This window comes from Streptomyces lincolnensis (assembly GCF_001685355.1).
Classification (GTDB): Bacteria; Actinomycetota; Actinomycetes; order Streptomycetales; family Streptomycetaceae; genus Streptomyces; species Streptomyces lincolnensis.
The window spans coordinates 5,805,260-5,822,951 of sequence record NZ_CP016438.1; the positions used below are offsets into that span (position 1 = coordinate 5,805,260).

A 17,692-nucleotide genomic window follows, 5' to 3' on the forward strand; every position below is an offset into this window, starting at 1 on the left:
CGTCTTGCTGCCGAAGTGCTGCCCGTTCTGCGGGAGCTGCGGAGGAGGGGTGGACGGAGGGGCGTGCGGAGAGGAATACGGCGGGCGTGGGGGCCGTTCGGAATGTATAGTTGAACGGTCAACAACCTGGAGGGTGAGCGACCATGCAGTTCGGGATCTTCAGCGTCGGCGATGTCACGCCGGACCCGACCACGGGCCGGACGCCGACCGAGCGTGAGCGCATCAAGGCCATGGTCGCCATCGCGCTCAAGGCCGAGGAGGTCGGGCTCGATGTGTTCGCCACCGGTGAGCACCACAACCCGCCGTTCGTGCCGTCGTCGCCGACGACCATGCTCGGCTATGTGGCCGCGCGGACGGAGAAGCTGATCCTCTCCACCTCCACCACGCTGATCACCACCAACGACCCGGTGAAGATCGCCGAGGACTTCGCGATGCTCCAGCACCTGGCAGACGGCCGGGTGGACCTGATGATGGGCCGCGGCAACACCGGCCCGGTCTATCCCTGGTTCGGGCAGGACATCCGGCAGGGCATCAATCTCGCCGTCGAGAACTACGCCCTGCTGCGGCGGCTGTGGCGCGAGGACGTCGTGGACTGGGAGGGGAAGTTCCGGACACCGCTCCAGGGGTTCACCTCCACGCCCCGGCCGCTGGACGGCGTACCGCCGTTCGTCTGGCACGGCTCCATCCGCTCGCCGGAGATCGCCGAGCAGGCCGCGTACTACGGCGACGGCTTCTTCCACAACAACATCTTCTGGCCGGCCGACCACACCAAGCGGATGGTCGACCTGTACCGCCAGCGGTACGCGCACTACGGCCACGGCACCCCCGAGCAGGCCGTCGTCGGCCTCGGCGGGCACGTGTTCATGCGCCGCAACTCTCAGGACGCGATCCGCGAGTTCCGCCCGTACTTCGATGTCGCCCCCGTCTACGGGCACGGGCCGTCGCTGGAGGAGTTCACCGACCAGACCCCGCTGACCGTCGGCTCCCCGGAGCAGGTCATCGAGAAGACGCTGGCCTTCCGCGAGTACGCCGGCGACTACCAGCGCCAGCTGTTCCTGATCGACCACGCCGGGCTGCCCCTGAAGACCGTCCTGGAACAGCTCGACATGCTCGGCGAGGAGGTCGTGCCCGTGCTGCGCAAGGAGTTCGCGGTCGGGCGTCCGGCCGATGTGCCCGAGGCGCCGACGCACCAGTCCCTGCTGCGGAACCAGGAGGCGGCGCGATGAAGCTCGTCGTCGTCTCGGCCGGGCTGAGCGTGCCGTCCTCCACGCGGCTGCTGGCCGACCGGCTGGCCGCCGCCGTGGGCCGGCAGACTCCGGTCGACGTGCAGATCGTCGAGCTGCGCGAACTCGCCGTGGAGATCGCGCAGAACCTCACCAACGGCTTCCCGGGCCGGGCGCTGGCCGCCGCGATCGACGCGGTGACCGGGGCGGACGGTCTGATCGTGGTCACGCCCGTCTTCTCGGCCTCGTACAGCGGACTGTTCAAGTCCTTCTTCGACGTGATCGACAAGGACGCGCTGGCGGGCACGCCGGTGCTGATCGCGGCGAGCGGCGGTACCGCCCGGCACTCGATGGTGCTGGACCACGCGCTGCGGCCGCTCTTCGCCCACCTCAAGGCCGTCGTCGTCCCGACCGGCGTGTACGCCGCCTCCGAGGACTGGGGCGCCGAGGGCTTGGACGGTCGGATCCGGCGGGCGGCGGGCGAGCTGGCGGGGCTGATGAACGGCCAGTCCGCGGCGAAGCCGGTCAGGAACGACCTCGACGTCGTGCCGTTCGCCGAGCAGCTCGCGGCGCTGCGGGGCACGGGGTGAGAGGACGGTAGGGGGGCGGCCCCAGAGTCTGTCCGGCGGATCGGGTCGCAGGCATCCAACGGTGCCTGATCAGTGCCGGTGAGCGGGGGTTTGGTGCGTGCAGCTGCAAGGCGGAGGAGGGCGGCGACGCGATGGGGGTCCCCCCGCGCGAGGTTGTTCGAGCGTGGGGGAGTCGGCAACCGGCGACAACGCGGCTGGGGGTCCCCCCACGCCTTTAAGGCAGTGGGAGAGTGCGTGCCAGAGCCCCGCGACCGCGACATGATCCGCCAGACAGGCCCTGGGTTGCGCCCCCGTGGGTGAGAGGGGCGTAAGAAGGCGACCCGGTGAGCCGCTCATCACGTCGTGGGGCGGGGAAGGCGAGGCACACTGAGGGCGTGCCTCAGACTGTGCTGCTCGCCGAAGACGACCGCGCCATCCGTCACGCCCTGGAGCGCGCCCTGACCCTGGAGGGCTACCAGGTCACCGCGGTCGCCGACGGCGTCGAGGCGCTGGCGCAGGCCCACAAGTCCCCGCCGGACGTGCTTCTGCTCGACGTGATGATGCCCGGCATCGACGGACTCCAGGTCTGCCGGGTGCTGCGTGCCGAGGGGGACAGCACGCCGATCCTGATGCTGACGGCGCTGGTGGAGACGGCGGACCGGATCGCCGGTCTGGACGCCGGCGCCGACGACTACGTGGTGAAGCCCTTCGACGTCGAGGAGGTCTTCGCCCGGCTGCGCGCCCTGCTGCGCCGCACCAGCCCGGTGGGCGCCCTGACCGGCGTACCGAAGACGCCGTCCGCCCCGGAGGGGCAGATCGACGCGGCCGGGCTGCGCATGGACGTGCAGGCCCGCCGCGCCTGGCGCGGCACCCGTGAGCTGGAGCTGACCCGCACCGAGTTCGAGCTGCTGGAACTGCTCGTGCGGAACGCGGGGATCGTGCTGGACCACTCCACCATCTACGACCGCATCTGGGGCTACGACTTCGGCCCCGGCTCCAAGAACCTCGCCGTCTACGTCGGCTACCTCCGCCGCAAGCTCGACGAGCCGGGCGCCCCGCAGCTGATCCACACCGTCCGCGGCGTCGGTTACGTGCTGCGGGAGGACTGAGTGAGCCGCCTCGGGCGGCTGCTGGGGAGGCGGCGGCCGCGGCTGCTGTCGTTGCGGACGACCTTCGCGGTGTCCTTCGCGGCCGTGACCGCGGCCGTGACCGTGCTGGTGGGTGTGCTGTCGTACGGTGCGGCCGCGCGGCTGGTGCGGGTGGACCAGGAGTCGGTGTTCGACGAGGTCGTACAGGATCTGCGGGACGAGGTCCGGCAGCACGAGATGACACCGGACGACTTCTCCTCCTCGGCGCCGGGCCACGATCTCGTCCGGCCGGCCCGTACCGACGTACAGGTGCTCGGGCCGGACGGCGCGGTCCTGGACCCCGGGCGGCCGGGGCTGCCGGTCACCGCCGCCGACCGGAGGATCGCGGGCGTCGACCCGGCCGGGCGGATGGTGGAGCACAAGGACGTCGGCGTCGGCAACGACGTCTACCGCGTCGCCACCGTCTCGCTCGGCAGCGGGCGGGGCGCGGTGCAGGTCGCGCAGGAGTTCAGCGACACCGAGGACCTGCTGCGGGCACTCCAGCGGCGCACCCTGATCCTGATGGTCGCGGTCGTGATAGGCGCCGGTCTGTTCGGCTGGTGGCTCGCCCGGCGCATCACCCGCCGGCTGGTCATCCTCACCTCCGCCGCCGAGGACGTCGCCCGCACCCGGCGGCTCGGCATCCAGGTGCCCGTCCACGGCTACGACGAGGTCGGCCGCCTCGGCCGCGCCTTCGACCGCATGCTGGGGCGGCTGGCCCAGTCCGAGGAGGACCAGCGCCGGCTGGTCCAGGACGCGGGCCACGAGCTGCGGACGCCGCTGACGTCGTTGCGTACGAACATCTCGCTGCTGCGCCGGATCGACGAGCTGCCGCCCGCCACCCGGGAGGAGCTGGTCGCGGACCTGGGCCAGGAGGCCCGTGAACTGACCGATCTGGTCAACGAGCTGGTGGACCTCGCCGCCGGGCAGTCCGACACCGAGCCGCCGCAGCGGGTGGACCTCGCGGACATCGCCGACGAGGTGGCGGGCCTCGCCCGGCGGCGTACCGGGCGGGAGATCGTGGTCCGGGCGAGCGGGGACACGACGACCGACGGGCGGCCGGGGATGCTTCAGCGGGCGCTGTCCAACCTCGTGGAGAACGCGGCCAAGTTCGACCGGGACGGTTCGCATCCCATCGAGATCAACGTCACCGGGCCGGCACGGGCGGGGACCGTGCGGGTCGAGGTTCTCGACCGGGGGGCGGGTATCGCGGACGGGGACCTGATGCGTGTCTTCGACCGCTTCTACCGGGCCGCGGACGCGCGGTCGCTGCCCGGGTCCGGGCTCGGCCTGTCGATCGTGCGGGAGGTGGCGTTGTCCCATGGGGGAGCGCCGTTCGCCGTGCCTCGGGAGGGGGGCGGGGCGGTGATCGGGTTTACGGTGGGTGGGGTGTGAACGCCGGGCGCCTGTGAGTTCGGGGCGTTCTGTGTTCTGGCGGGTGCGGGTTCGTTGTGGCTTGTCGCGCCGTTCCCCGCGCCCCTGGGTGGGTTGGCACAAGGGGGTTGTCAGGTGCTGGGTGATGACGAGGCCGCCGTGCTTGCGGCGATCGACGAGGTGGCCGTCGCGCGGACGCTGATGGAGCTCGTCGCTGTTCCGAGTGTGACCGGGAGTGCGGCCGAGTCGGAGCTTCAGCATCTGCTCGCCGGGCGGCTGGAGCGGCACGGGCTGGAGGTCGACCTGTGGGCGATGGATCTGCCCGAGTTGCTCGCGCATCCCGACTTCCCGGGGGCGGAGGCGCCGCGGGACGAGGCGTGGGGGCTGGTGGGGCGGACGCGGGACGGCGGGGACGGGCCGGTGCTGGTGCTGCAGGGGCACGTGGACGTCGTACCGGCCGGTGATCCGGCGGCCTGGGAGGGGGATCCGTTCGTGCCCCGGGTGACCGGGGATGTCGTGCACGGGCGGGGGGCGTGCGACATGAAGGCCGGGCTGGCGGCCCATCTGGCCGTGCTGGAGGCGGTCCGGGCGAGCGGGGTGCGGCTGCGGGGGCAGGTGGCCGCGCATTTCGTCGTCGGGGAGGAGGACGGCGGACTCGGCGCCTTCGGGACGCTCAGGCGGGGGCACGGCGGCGACGCGTGTGTCATCGCGGAACCGACCGCCGGGACGCTCATCACCGCGAACGCGGGCGCGCTGACCTTCCGGATCACCGTGAACGGCAAGGCCGCGCACGCCAGTTCACGGGAGGAGGGCGTCAGCGCGATCGACGCGTATCTGCCGCTGCACCGGGCGCTGGCCCGGCTGGAGGCCGACCGCAACCGGGACCCGGATCCGCTGATGGCCGAGTACCCGATCCCCTACGCCCTGTCGGTCGGCGTGCTGCGGGCCGGTGACTGGGCCAGCAGCGTGCCCGATCTGCTGGTCGCGGAGGGGCGGTTGGGCGTACGGCTGGGGGAGGACCCGGCGTCCGCGCGGGAGGAGTTCGAGCGGTGCGTGGCCGCCGCGTGCGCCGCCGACCCGTGGCTGCGGGCGCACCCGGTGTCCGTGACCTGGCCGGGCGGGCAGTTCGCGAGCGGCCGGCTGCCCGCGGGGCATCCGCTGCCCGACGTGATCCGGTCCGCCCACGCGGATGTGGTGGGCGGACCGGCACCGAGGGAGCGCGGGGCGCCGTACGGCAGTGATCTGCGGTTGTACGGCGGGGCCGGGATTCCGACCGTGCAGTACGGGCCCGGGGACATCCGGGTGGCGCACAGCCCGCGCGAGCAGGTGTCCGTGCGGGAAGTGGTGGCCGTGGCGCGGACGTTGGCGCTGACCGTGCTGCGGACGGTCGGGACGAAGTGAGGGACGGACGGGGCCGGGCGGGGGTCAGGCGCCGTCGGGCGTCCGGCCGAAGCAGCGTTCCAGTTCGGCGAGGTCGTAGAACGTGCTGCCGGGGGAGACGGGGCGGCAGCCGGTCTTGAAGGCGGTCTCCTTCTCGTTGTAGAGCATCCGCACCAGGTAGGTGTCGCCCTTGCGGAAGACGTCCCACTGGATGTTCGAGCCGAGCGGGGCCACGGACGCGCCGCGCCACGGGTTGTCGGCGTAGGTGTACGGTCGCGCGGCGGTGGCGCCCTCGGTGCTGCCGGGCAGGCCCATCAGGGCGGCCAGCGGGATGATCTCCTCGGCGTGGGTGAAGCGGAGCTCGGCGCCGAGGTCGCCGGTGCCGGCGCGCTTGGCCTCGACCTGCCGGAAGAGGTCGTCGAGGAGGAAGCCGGCCATCTTGTAGGTGATGTCGCTGTCCGCGAAGCCGGGGCCCTTCTCGTAGAAGTCCTCGGCGTCGCTCAGATACCCGAACCAGGCCGCGTCCCGCTTCGCGATGAACCGCTCCATCCCCCAGCCCCTGCCGCCGGGGCTCTCGTCGCTCATGGCGGGCGCGATGGCGTACAGGTTGTAGACGGCCGTGGCGGCGGCCACGCGGTCGTCGTCGGAGAGCCGGTCGACGAAGCCGCCCTTGAAGAGCTTCTTCAGTACGTCCCCGGCGGCGCGGTGGGTGGCGGGCCGGTCGGTGATCGACTTCAGGGTGCGCGCGAGCCGCCGGTCGTTCGCGAGGTAGTCCCGGTAGGCCGCGCCGCCCGCCGCCTTGTGGAAGTAGAGCAGGTCGACGTCCGTGCGGGTCGGGCCGATCAGCGGCTTCAGGGCCGGGTCGGTGGCGGCGAGCGCGCCGGCGTAGAGGTTGGCGCTGTCGACCGCGCGGCCCTGGCCCGAGCTGACGACGTCGATCTTCTCCTTGTCGGCGGCGATCTTCCGGAACAGTCCGGGCAGCCGCCGTTCCATGCGGACGGCCGTGTCCTGGATCTCGCGCTTGCCGCGTCCGCTGAGGTCGCCGTAGCCGACGGTGCTCATGGCCTGTTGCAGGGCTTGCGCCTTCGGTCCGAACTGCCGTCCTTTCGCGGTGAGTTCGCCCGTCGCGTCGGCCTTCTTCCACAGGGCCAGGACCAGGTCCGCGTCCTCGCCGTCGGTGGCGGCGCGGGAGCCGTGCCGGGAGACGTTCTCGGTGAAGACGGGGGTGAAGCCGGCGGGGGGCCGCTGGTAGGTGCGCGGGTTCTGGCCGGGTGCGTACGTCGCCTTGGTGCCGTAGCTGTCCCGGGCACCGCCGTTCACGTCGGCGCTCGCGGGGCCGGCGACCAGGAGTGCGGCCAGGGCGGTGGCGGTGGCCGAGGCCAGGGCGGGGGTGAGACGTCTCATGTGCGGATGGTTCGTGGGGGACGTGAACGAGGGGTGGCCCGGTGGTGGCGGGGGGTGGTGGGGTGGCTGGAGCAGGTGTTGCGCTCCGGTATTTCTTTGACCAGCGGTTTTCGATGAGGGGGTAAAGGGTCGGGCCGGGGTGGTGGCGGGGGCAGTGCCCGGGTTACAGCAGGACGACGCAGCCTCGCCGCTCCAGCTCGGTCAGTAGTGGTGTGGCGCGGGCGCAGGGATTCCAGCGCAGGTCCAGCTTCTCCAGGGCGGGCAGGTCGAGGAGCCACTCGGGGAGCCGGGTGAGGCGGTTGCCGCGGACGTCGAGGTGACGGAGGCGGGGAAGGCGGGCCAGGGGCGGGGGGAGTTCGGCGAGGGCGTTCTCGCGCAGGTCGAGGTGGCGCAGCTCGTGGAGGTCGGCCGTGGACGCGGGGAGGCTTTCCAGCGCGTTGCCGCGGAGCCAGAGTTCGCGCAGGTCACGGAGGTGGCCGAGGGTGTCGGGGAGGGCGCTCAGCCGGTTGTGCTGGGCCCGCAGCTCGCGCAGGGAGGTCATGCGGCCGAGGGAGTCGGGCAGGGCGGTGAGGGCGTTCTCGCCGACGTTGAGATAGCGCAGCAGCGTCAGCCGGCCCAGGGAGGCCGGGAGCTCGGTCAGCCTGTTGTCGTGCAGGTAGAGGAAGCCGGTGAGGCCGGTCAGGGCGCCGAGTTCGTCGGGGACCGCGGTGAGGTGGTTGTGGCCGAGGTCCAGGGTGGTCAGCCGGTGCAGGCGGCCGATGTCGGGCGGGAGGTCGGTGAGCCCGTTGTCCGCGAGGATCAGGATCTGGAGTTCGGTGCGCCGCCAGACCGGCGCGGGTACCTTCCCCAGCTGCCGGCGCCACAGGTTCAGTTCGTGCGGTGCGGCGGCCCGGTCCTCGGGTGGTGGGGTGTCCTCGCGGCCCGCCAACAGGCCCAGCACCCGCACCAGTTGCCGACGCGCCTCCGGGTCGGTGAGGAGGCCCTCCGCGTCGAGCGTCCCCCGGTCCACCGGGATCCGCACGCAGGCCGGTTCCACGAGCGCGGCACCCGTGTAGCCCAGGACCGTCCGCAGCGTGGCCTCGGCGCCCTGGCCGCGACCCGGGGCGGCCGCGTTGGTCCAGGCGACCGGCTTGCCGACGATCTCGGTGCCGCCCACCGTCCAGTCCAGCAGGTTCTTGAACGAGCCCGGCAGGGTGCCCGCGTACTCGGGCGAGCAGATCAGGATCCCGTCCGCCCGATCGATGGCCTCCCGCAACTCGGCCACCGGCCGCGGCAGCGGGTCGGCGTCCTCGTCGGGATTGAAGTGCGGCAGACCCGCGAGGCCGTCGTAACGGACGGCACGAACCCGTGCAGCCGGTGCGAGGGCCTGGACGGTGCGCAGAACGGCCTCGTTGGTGGAGCCGGCGCGCAGGCTCCCCGAGAGCAGCAGGATCAGCGGGGGTGTGGGCATGGGGGGCAACTTACTTGGGGGGCCGGGGTGTTCACGGTGCTCGTCTGCGGTGAGGTGGTTCGTGAGGTCGGTACGGGGGCCGGTCCGGTGGAGGGGGAGGGGACCTGGCGTCCAGGCCGGGCGGGGCTGTCCGCCACCCCGACGGAGGTATGGGCATGAGGTCGACCTACGTGCCGGGCTGGGGCGTTCGCGGTGGGCGGACGGTGCTCGTCTCCGGTGAGGGGTGCGTGAGGTTGGCACGGGGACCGGTCCTGTGGCGGGGGAGGCGGGACCTGGCGTCCAGGCCGGGGGCTGTTCGCCGCCTCCGACGGAGGTATGGGCATGGGGTCAACCCCTGTTCCGGGCAAGGGCGTTCAAGCGGTAGGCGGACGGCACCCGTCTCCTGGCCCGGCGACCGTCGAGCGGCACTGTCGGGCGGTCACGCGGCCGACGGCCCCGGCTTCGAGGCAGTGGCGGCAGCGCCGGGAGGCGACCGCGCGGTCGGCGGACCGTACGGGCAGCAGGGGCCGGTCGGTGTCCAGCGCCGGCGGCAGTGCTCGGTCGCCTCGTCGAACCACCGCAGCAGCGCGCCCCGTTCGCGTGGCACAGGCGCTGCCTCGCGCCCGTCATGGTCCTCGGGGAGAACAGCGGCCGCCCGCGGGTTCGAGCCGGTGAGGTGGTTCGTGAGGTCGGTACGGGGACCGGTTCCGTGGAGAGCCGGCGTCCAGGCCGGGCGGGGCTATCCGCCGCCCCCGACCGAGGAAGGCGACCCCGTGGTGACGCTGCGCATGATGTCCGCGAGGAGGGCGTCTCGGTGGGTCGTGAGGAAGAAGTGGCCGCCCTCGAAGGTTCGGAGGGTGAAGTCGCCGGAGGTCGTCTCGCGCCAGGCGGCCACGTCGTCGGCCGTGACGCCGGGGTCCGCGTCGCCGACGTAGGCGGTGACGGGGGTGGTGAGGGGGGCCGTGGTGGTGGGGCGGTAGGTCTCCATGAGGCGGACGTCGGCGCGCAGGGAGGGCAGGACGACCTCCAGGAGGTCGGGGTCGTCGACCAGGGTCTCGTAGGCACCGCCGTAGGCGCGGACGCCCGCGAGGAGAGTGGCGTCGTCCTCCTGGTGCAGTTGTGGGCCGGTGCGTTCCTTGAAGGGGGTGGCCTGGCCCGAGACGAACAGCCGGTGGGGGGCGTTGCCGTGGGCTTCCAGGCGGCGGGTCACCTCGTAGGCGACCGTGGCGCCCATGCTGTGGCCGAAGAGGGCGAAGGGGGTGTCGTCCGCGACGAGCGGGTGGAGCGCCTCGGCTATGCAGTCCGCCAGCGGATCCATCGCCTCGATACAGCTTTCGGCCAGTCGCTCCTGCCGGCCGGGGTACTGCACCGCCGCCGGTTCCACCTCCTCGGGCAGGGCGTCGGCCCAGGAGCGGAAGAAGCTGGCGGTGCCGCCGCCGTGCGGCAGACAGACCAGCCTGAGTCGCGGCGCGGGAACCGGACGGTATCGCTTGAGCCAGCGTGCGGTCTGGGGCACTTTTCGGCCATCCTTTCCTCAGGGGACGATCAGGGCACGGTATCCGGTGTAAGGCATTCCGGGGGCGCATTCCAGGATTTGGATTGATCTTGACGCCTTCCCGGTCGTGTGTCAGGGTCCCCTCCGGAATGTGTGCCGCACCGGGGGAGCAATGCCCGATTTTGGGTCGATCGAGCAGGCGTGCCCTCATGTTCTGGAACGGGGAGCTCGCATGCAGGAACTGAAGTTCCACTGGTGTTCACCGCTGGACAGCGGGCAGCAGAAAGCGACCGAAAAATACAGATCCGGAGAGCTTGACTTCGACGGAATCGTCGACTTCGTCCAGGAGGCGGAGCAGCTCGGGGTCGATTCCCTGCTGATGGGGATCAGTTACCACATGCCGGACCCGCTGCCGATGATCGGCGCCCTGGTACGGGAGACGGAACGGGTCAAGTTCATTCTGGCCTATCGTCCGGGCCTTTTGTCGCCGACGCTCTTCACGCAGGTCGTGAACACCATTTCGTGGATGTCGGACGGCCGAATATCCCTGAATCTGGTGGCGGGTATTTCCCCGGCCGAGCAGGCGTACTACGGCGACTTCCTGGACCATGACGAGCGATATGCCCGCTCCAATGAGTTCCTGAGCGTGCTGCACCGTTTCTGGCGGGGCGAGAAGCCGCTTTCCCACCAGGGCCGGAACTACCGTATCGAAGAGGCACAACTGGGTCTCGGGTACAAGGGCGGCGGCCGGCCCACGATCTATATCAGCGGCGCCTCGGCACCCGCGCAGAAGACCGCCACCGAACACGGCGACGTCTGGCTGCGGTACGGCGACACCCCGGAGGGAATCGCCCGGGCCACCGCCCCCGTGCTGGCCGACGGCTGCCGGGCGGGTATCCGTATGCACGTCCTGGCCCGTCCCACCCGCGAGGAGGCGCTGACCGACCTCGCCGAGATGATGCGCGACCCCGACGAGGACCACCGCGCCTGGGTCAGCAGCTTCGTCGCCGCCTCCGACTCCGAGGCCGTGAAGAACTCCTTCCGGCTGGCGGAGAAGGCCCAGGACGACTGGCTCTCGCCGTACCTGTACTCGGGCGCGGTCGCCTACCGCGGTGGGCCGGCGCTGTGTGTCGTCGGCAGCTACCAGGAGGTCGCCGACTACCTGTACGAGTACAAGGCCGCCGGGGTCAGCGAGTTCATCTTCTCCGGGTGGCCGACCCGGGACGAGATGCGGATCTTCTACACCCATGTGCTGCCCCTCATCCGGGAGCACGAGCGGCGCGAAGAGGCGGCGTGAGGGCGCGTACCGAAGGACGTACCGAAGGGCTGCACCGCGGGCTGTTCGCCGCGGGCGTCCTGCTGGGGCTCGTCGCGGAGCAGGTGGTGCTGTTCGCGGTACCGCTGCTCATCTACCAGGAGACCGGGAACGTCTCCACGCTCGGCTTCGCCTTCGCCCTCGAATGGCTCCCCGGGCTGCTGGCCTACCCGTTCGCCGGCCTGATCGCCGACCGGGACGGCGGGGCCCGGCTGTTCTCCCGGGTGTCGGTGGCCCGCGCCGCCGTGCTCGCCGTGGTCGTCGTGGTGGTCGTGGCGCAGCCCGGGTGGGCGACCGCGGCCCTGATGGCCAACGGGGCGCTGCTGTCGATGCTGGCGGCGCCCGTGCGGATGTCGGTCGAGAAGATGGTCCCGCAGGTGGCCAGGGGCGAGAAGCTGGCGGCGACCCAGTCGCTGGTGCAGAACATGGAGCTGCTGGCGATGGCGCTCGGCCCCGCGCTCGCCGCGGTCGCCGTGCTCCTCCTCGGCAAGGTCTGGCTGCTCGCCCTGGCCGCGGCCGTCTTCGTGCTCGCCGCCTGCTGCTGGCTGCCGCTGCCCCGGCAGGAGTGGCGGTCCGGCAACGGCGGCGGCAGCCGGGAGATCCTCGCCGAACTCGGGCTCGGCTGGACCCTGTTGGTCAGGAACCGTCCGGTCCGCCTGCTGGCCGCGCTCAACTTCACCATCAACCTGGTCTTCGCGACCGTACTGAGCGCCAACGCGGCCCTGGTCACCGGGGTGTTCGACGCCTCCGAGTCCTCCTTCGGCCTGCTCAACACCTTCGTCGGCGTGGTCGGCCTCGGCAACCTGCTGATCATCCCGCTGCTGCTGCGCAAGGTGAACGTGTACGTCATCGGCGTCATCGGGTTCACCACGCTGTGCGCCGCGCTGCTGGTCGCCGGGACCGCGTCCTCGTTCGCCGTCTACGGCACCGCGTTCGTGCTGGGGATGACGGGAGTGGCGTACTACAACGTCTTCAACCGCACCCAGCGGATCAAGGTCCTGCCGCAGGAGCACCTGGGCAAGGTCATGGGGCCCTTCTACCTGCTCAACCTGCTGTCCTTCCCGTTGGCCGGGCTCCTCGTCGGGACCACCGGCGGCGTGATCGAGCCGCAGGATCTCGTCGCCGTCCTCGCGGTGCTGCTCAGCGTGGTCGGCGCCGCTCTGCTGTGGCTGACCATGCGCAGCTTCCGCCGGGTGCTCGCCGAGCGGGCCGGGGACCCGGTGGCCGCCCCCGAGAAAACTGAGGTGCACTGAATGCATATCGTCCTGGTCAACCGCTGGCCCCGTTTCGACGACGACGAGGACCGCTGGGACAACGAGCTCACCCGGTACGAGGAGTTCCTCGACCACGACAGGCACCGGATCAGCTATGTCGTCGACGCTCTCGGCGCCGAGGGCGTGCTCGTCGACCCGGCCCGGATCGCGCACTACGTGCAGGTCGAGGACGTCAACGACTTCGACCTGCTGCGCTCGGCCGTCGAGGAGGTCGTGGAGAAGGCCGGTCCCGTCGACCGGCTGATCGCCCTGTCCGAGTTCACGCTGGAGATCGCCGCCCGGGTACGGGTCGAGCTCGGCATCCCCGGGCCGACGCCCGAGGAGGTCGCCGTCTACCGGGACAAGGTCAGGATGAAGGAGGTGCTCGCCGAGGCGGGCGTCCGGGTCCCGCGCTTCGCCGGGTGCGCCGACGCCGAGCAGAGCGTCGCCTTCGCCGCGGCCACCGGCTATCCGGTGATCGTCAAGCCGGTCGACGGTGCCGCGAGCATCGGCGTGCACCGGGTGGACGACGAGGCGACGCTGCGGGAGCTGCTGCCCACGCTCGACCTGTCCCGGTACGAGATCGAGGAGTTCGTCACGGGGGTCGTGCACCACGTGGACGGCTTCGCCGACGCCCGGTCCGAGGTGCCCTTCCAGGTCGCCTCCGTCTACGTCGGCGACTGCCTCTCCTTCGGCTCCGGCTCCCCGCTGGGCTCCGTGGTCCTCCAGGAGTCCGAACTGCGGGCCCGGATCGAGGAGTTCTCCCGCGAGTGCATCGCGGTCCTGGGGCTGCGGGACACCCCCTTCCACCTGGAACTGTTCGTCACCGCCTCCGGCGAGCTGGTCTTCCTGGAGGTGGGCGGCCGGGTCGGCGGCAGCGAGGTGCCGCACCTGCTGAACAAGCTCTTCGGGGTCAACCTGTACGAGGCCTGCCTCAGGACCCTGTCCGGGGAGAGCGTCGAACTGCCGCCGAAGCAGGGCGATCCCAGCGGCGGCTGGCTCGTGCTGCCCAAGCCGGACGGGCTGCCGCTGAGGGTGACCCGGGCGACACCCATGAAGCCGACGGTCCCGAGCGTGTGGCGGGAACTCGTCCCCCGGCCCGGCCAGATCCTCGAACCCGGGGGCAGTTACGACGCCCTGCACAGCGGCCGGTTCATCCTGCTCCACGAGGACCAGCGGCAGGTCACCGAGGACATGCTCCGGATCATCGAGACCTTCGAGTTCGAGGCGGAACAGCCCTGAACCGGACGGCTGCCGGGCGCGCCGTTGGACGAGGGCGCCCGGCGACCGCTCAGGTGACGATCATGAACGTCGCCGCGGTGACCCCGACGACGACGATGACGCTGCGCAGCACCACCGCCGGCAGCCTGCGCCCCACCCGGGCCCCGATCAGGCCGCCGAGGGTCGAGCCCGCGGCGATCACCGCGGCCGCGGTCCAGTCGACGTCGGCGACCGCGATGAACACCACCGCGGCGGCGCCGTTGACGATCGCGGCGAGCACGTTCTTCGCCGCGTTGAGCCGTTGCAGATCGTCCCGCAGGAAGCTGCCGAACAGACCCATCAGGATGACGCCCTGGGCGGCGCCGAAGTAGCCGCCGTACACGCCGGTGCCCAGCACCCCGCACCACATCGGCACCCCGCCGTCCTCGCCCCCGCGCTGCTCGCGCCGCTTCAGCCACGCGTTCAGACGCGGCTGGAGCAGCACGAGCACGCACGCGGCGAGGATCAGCACCGGTACGACGGTGTCGAACGCCGAGGAGTCCAGCTGGAGCAGGAGGACGGCACCGGTGAGGCCGCCGATCAGGGACGCCACACCGAACCGGAGCAGCCGGCGCAGCTGCCCGCGCAGCTCACGGCGGTAGCCGTAGGCGGCGCTGAGCACCCCGGGCACCAGCCCGATGTTGTTGGTCACATTGGCCAGCACCGGCGGAAAACCACAGGCCACCAGGGTCGGAAAGGTGATGAGCGTGCCGGAACCCACGACGGCGTTGATGGCGCCCGCCGCCACGCTCGCGGCCGCGATGGCGGCGGCCTCCATGCCGTTCAAATGCCTTTTACCTTCCGGAGATCAGCTCGTCGACCACAGGGCCGTCGGCGGTGTGTCGGGTGGCTATGCGCAGCTTGTGCGGGTCGCCGTCGAGGATGAGATCCACGACCCCCGACTGTCCCATACCGGTGAGCGAGCGTCCGGTCCGGTTGGCCAGAACCCGCAGCTGGGCGAGGGGAAGACCGCTGAACCGCTCCAACTCGGCCACCAGGGCGGCCTGGTCGGCGGCCGGGGCGGCGTCCGAGGTGAGCAGGTCGGTCAGGGCGGTCAACTCGCCGTGCAGATGCGGCTGCTCGGCCTTCACATACGCGGGCAGGCCGGCCCCGGCGTCGGTGAAGGGGGAGTGGACCATGCAGACCAGCTGCTCCTCGGTGATGTCGAAGCAGTCCAGGGCGTAGGCGTCCATGGCCGCGCGCATCCGCTCGACGGCGCCCTCACCCTCGTACCGCGCACTGATCATCTCGATCAGCTGGTCCGGGAACTCCTTCTTGCGCATCAGCTGCTTGCCGAAGGCCACGTACTCGTCGAGGCCCTCCGCGTAGCTGCGGCCGAAGACCCGCTCGCACTTCAGGCCGCGGATGTGGGCCATCAGCGCGGGGTTTCCGCAGTCGGACTCGGAGAAGCTGAAGGCGAGTTCGTCGAAGCGGAAGCCGAGGAAGTCCGTCAGCAGGTCCCAGTGGTCGCCCGAGGCGTAGGCGGTGTCGTCGTAGATGGAGAAGAACCGCAGCTGGTCGGGCGTGTCGTGGTGGACCCGGCGCTCCTCGATGAGGTCCGTCTCGCCCTTGCCGTAGATGTCGCCGAAGTAGGCGCGGCCGATGTTGTCCGTGGCCTTGAGCACACCGCGGAAGCCCGCACGGTCGTCGCCGACGGGGGCCACGCCCATGCGCTCGGCGAGACGGTGGATCCAGACCAGGTAGGTGCGCTGCTCGTAGGGCGAGTCGCCGGTGATGATGACGTCCACGCCGCCGTCGTGGGAGGCGCCGAGGCCGAAGGCGTGGGCCGCGCTCAGGTTGCAGGCGTTGCAGAAGGTCGGACGGCCGTCGCCCAGGGTGCGGTGGCCGGTGACCAGGATGTCCAGCCGGTTCCTGGCGATCACGTGCTCGCGCTGCGGCAGGTCGACGTGGAACGGCGAGATCTCGTCGCCGTCGATCAGGAACTGCTCGCAGTCCGGGTCCTGGTCGAGCCGGAGCGCCGCGTAGGTGCGGTCGATGTTGTGCATCACCGCGACCGGCATGCCGGCGTGCCGCATGGTCACCACGCGCATCCGGAAGGTCTCGCCCGCCTCCTCGAAGAGCCGCAGCTGCATGGTCCGTACGAAGGCGGTGGTGTACGCGCTGTCCTTGCCGCCGCCGTAGGCGACCATGACGACGCGCTCACGCAGCGGGCCCAGCTCCTCAAGCTGGGCGCGGAGTTTGGGAACGCAGCGCTCCACCTCGTCCAGATGGTCGGCGGAGAGCCACTGGCGCAGCTCCGCGAGGGTCGTGCGGCGCACGTCGTCGGTGGTGTCGATGGTCTCGGCTGTCGTGCTGGTCTCGGCGGACAATCTCGTTCCCCGTCTCGTCACAAGCGTCACAAGCGGAAGGGGGAATTTCCCAATTCAGTACGCGATCCGCGCGTCCCGGTTCCCCCGACCAACCCGCCGGAGGATATCGCAGAGGTATCTCAAGATGTCCAGTGCGAGAAAAGGACCGAGACGCGGAAAAAACGGACTCGATGTGGCGTGTCTCATGATTCGAGACCATCTCTTTTCCGTTCCGTTAACCCCGTGCTACGGTCCGTTGCGTGATCGAGAGCAGCCTGTCGGGTGAAGAGATCGAGCGCGAGATACGGGACATCTGGAGGGGGTTGTTCGGTGTCGATGTAGGCCCTGACGACAATTTTTTCGATCTCGGCGGTGATTCGCTGAAGGTCGTGGACGTGGTGGCCGCAGCGCGTAAGCGCGGGATCGGTTTCCGCAGTTCAGCAGTGTTCCGCAATCCCACGCCGGCTCTTCTGGCAGCCAGTCTGACCAGGAGCGATGCCGCATGAGTGATCAGGTTGCCGACCGGTCGACGGATCTGCGGACCCTGCCCAACGGATTGTCCGTGCATGGGCTCAACCGCAGCGAAACCGAGTATCTTTACAAAGAGATATTCGAGGACCAGTCATATGTGCCGCCGGAGGGTTTCCGGTTTACCGGCCAGCCTGTTGTCGTCGATGTCGGCGCCAACATAGGAATGTTCGCGCTGTTCATGGCGACGAACTTTCCGGAAGCTCGGGTGTTCTCCTTCGAGCCCGTACCGCGCACGTTCGACGCGTTGCGCAAGAACGTCGGCGACCGGGCGAACGTCTCCGTCTTCAACATGGCCCTCGGGGACGCCCCGCAAACCCGCGAGCTCACTTTTTATCCGCAGTACTCGATGATGTCCGGCTTCGACGCGGATCCCGAAGTGGACCGTGCGCTCGTCAAGTCGTACATCGGGAACATCGCGGAAACTCTCGACCAGGAGCGCCGGGAGCTGGTGCTCGAAGAGGCCGACGAACTCATCGAGGGCCGCTTCGAGGCGGTGGAGCGGGTGTCCTGCCGGATCGACCGGCTGGAGACGGTGGCCGCGGAGCTCGGCATCGACCGCATCGACTTCCTGAAGATCGACGTCGAGGGCTTCGAGGTGAAGGTCCTCCAGGGCATCGGCGACTCGCTGTGGCCCCGGATCGCCCAGGCGGCGGTCGAGGTCGAGGACGACAACGGCGAACTGGCCGAGGTCACCAAGCTGTTCGCCGAGCACGGGATGACGACCGTGGTCGAGCAGCCGGAGGAGTACCGGGGGACCAGCGTGTACAACGTGTTCGCCTCCCGTGAGGAGGGAGTATCGCCATGAGTTCGGCCAACGGGGGAGTGGGCGTCGGAACCGCCGTGTTCGGACTGCCCACGGCTTGGCGCGCGGCGCCGGGCGTCGAGCGTGCGGAGCAGGCCGAGCACGTCAAGCCGGTCGAGGACGTCAAGCAGATCGAGCACGTCGAGTACGCCGATCTCGTCGACGGGCTGACCGCGCTCGCCGGTATCTGCGGCACCGAGCGGGAGACAGTGCTGCTCGCC

The 17,692-nt window shown here is 70.6% G+C and carries 15 protein-coding genes; 10 read left to right on the plus strand and 5 right to left on the minus strand.

The features are described 5' to 3' along the window. The first annotated feature begins 143 nt into the window (after positions 1–143). From SLINC_RS25920 to SLINC_RS25940, 5 genes are all read left to right on the plus strand, one after another. On the plus strand, positions 144–1,226 hold the full coding sequence (locus tag SLINC_RS25920) for an LLM class flavin-dependent oxidoreductase (RefSeq protein WP_067437624.1): 1,083 nt from the start codon (positions 144–146) through the stop codon (positions 1,224–1,226). Continuing rightward, the gene (locus SLINC_RS25925) at positions 1,223–1,813 is read left to right on the plus strand and encodes an FMN reductase (protein WP_067437626.1); all 591 of its coding nucleotides are present in this window, start codon (positions 1,223–1,225) and stop codon (positions 1,811–1,813) included. The genes SLINC_RS25920 and SLINC_RS25925 overlap by 4 nt, the downstream gene beginning before the upstream one ends. Positions 1,814–2,199: 386 nt before the next feature. Beyond that, on the plus strand, positions 2,200–2,901 hold the full coding sequence (locus SLINC_RS25930; RefSeq protein ID WP_067437627.1) for a response regulator transcription factor: 702 nt from the start codon (positions 2,200–2,202) through the stop codon (positions 2,899–2,901). Beyond that, complete coding sequence (locus tag SLINC_RS25935; RefSeq protein WP_067437629.1) at positions 2,902–4,314, plus strand: HAMP domain-containing sensor histidine kinase; 1,413 nt, start codon at positions 2,902–2,904, stop codon at positions 4,312–4,314. Positions 4,315–4,428: 114 nt separating this feature from the next. After that, complete coding sequence (locus SLINC_RS25940; protein WP_067437630.1) at positions 4,429–5,694, plus strand: ArgE/DapE family deacylase; 1,266 nt, start codon at positions 4,429–4,431, stop codon at positions 5,692–5,694. A 24-nt stretch (positions 5,695–5,718) separates the two neighbouring features. Here the strand turns inward: SLINC_RS25940 and SLINC_RS25945 are convergent, their stop codons facing one another. From SLINC_RS25945 to SLINC_RS25955, 3 genes are all read right to left on the minus strand, one after another. Next, positions 5,719–7,077 carry a histidine-type phosphatase gene (locus tag SLINC_RS25945; protein ID WP_067437632.1) on the minus strand — a complete coding sequence of 453 codons (1,359 nt, stop codon included), beginning with the start codon at positions 7,075–7,077 and terminating at the stop codon, positions 5,719–5,721. 163 nt (positions 7,078–7,240) lie between these two features. Then, positions 7,241–8,527, minus strand: coding sequence for a leucine-rich repeat domain-containing protein (locus SLINC_RS50255; protein WP_079164732.1), 1,287 nt, complete (start codon positions 8,525–8,527; stop codon positions 7,241–7,243). Between the two features lie 718 nt (positions 8,528–9,245). After that, entirely contained in the window at positions 9,246–10,022 is a 777-nt protein-coding gene (locus SLINC_RS25955) for a thioesterase II family protein (RefSeq protein WP_067437633.1), read from the minus strand. A gap of 211 nt (positions 10,023–10,233) precedes the next feature. Between SLINC_RS25955 and SLINC_RS25960 the strand changes: the two genes are divergently transcribed. From SLINC_RS25960 to SLINC_RS25970, 3 genes are read left to right on the plus strand one after another with little or no spacing between them, the layout of a single operon-like run. Then, the gene (locus SLINC_RS25960; RefSeq protein WP_067437635.1) at positions 10,234–11,298 is read left to right on the plus strand and encodes an LLM class flavin-dependent oxidoreductase; all 1,065 of its coding nucleotides are present in this window, start codon (positions 10,234–10,236) and stop codon (positions 11,296–11,298) included. Next, complete coding sequence (locus tag SLINC_RS25965; RefSeq protein ID WP_225988387.1) at positions 11,295–12,569, plus strand: MFS transporter; 1,275 nt, start codon at positions 11,295–11,297, stop codon at positions 12,567–12,569. Before SLINC_RS25960 ends, SLINC_RS25965 begins: the two co-directional genes overlap by 4 nt. Beyond that, entirely contained in the window at positions 12,570–13,811 is a 1,242-nt protein-coding gene (locus SLINC_RS25970) for an ATP-grasp domain-containing protein (RefSeq protein ID WP_067437637.1), read from the plus strand. 49 nt (positions 13,812–13,860) lie between these two features. Here the strand turns inward: SLINC_RS25970 and SLINC_RS25975 are convergent, their stop codons facing one another. After that, positions 13,861–14,607, minus strand: a complete 747-nt coding sequence (locus tag SLINC_RS25975) for a sulfite exporter TauE/SafE family protein (RefSeq protein WP_067445710.1) — start codon at positions 14,605–14,607, stop codon at positions 13,861–13,863. A 16-nt stretch (positions 14,608–14,623) separates the two neighbouring features. Beyond that, entirely contained in the window at positions 14,624–16,159 is a 1,536-nt protein-coding gene (locus tag SLINC_RS25980; RefSeq protein ID WP_079164733.1) for a hypothetical protein, read from the minus strand. 239 nt (positions 16,160–16,398) lie between these two features. On the opposite strand from SLINC_RS25980, the gene SLINC_RS46245 reads away from it, so the two are divergent. After that, positions 16,399–16,644, plus strand: a complete 246-nt coding sequence (locus SLINC_RS46245) for a phosphopantetheine-binding protein (protein ID WP_079164734.1) — start codon at positions 16,399–16,401, stop codon at positions 16,642–16,644. Continuing rightward, positions 16,641–17,474: an FkbM family methyltransferase gene (locus SLINC_RS25985; protein WP_079164735.1), complete on the plus strand. Its 834-nt coding sequence runs from the start codon at positions 16,641–16,643 to the stop codon at positions 17,472–17,474. Before SLINC_RS46245 ends, SLINC_RS25985 begins: the two co-directional genes overlap by 4 nt. Positions 17,475–17,692: the final 218 nt, after the last annotated feature.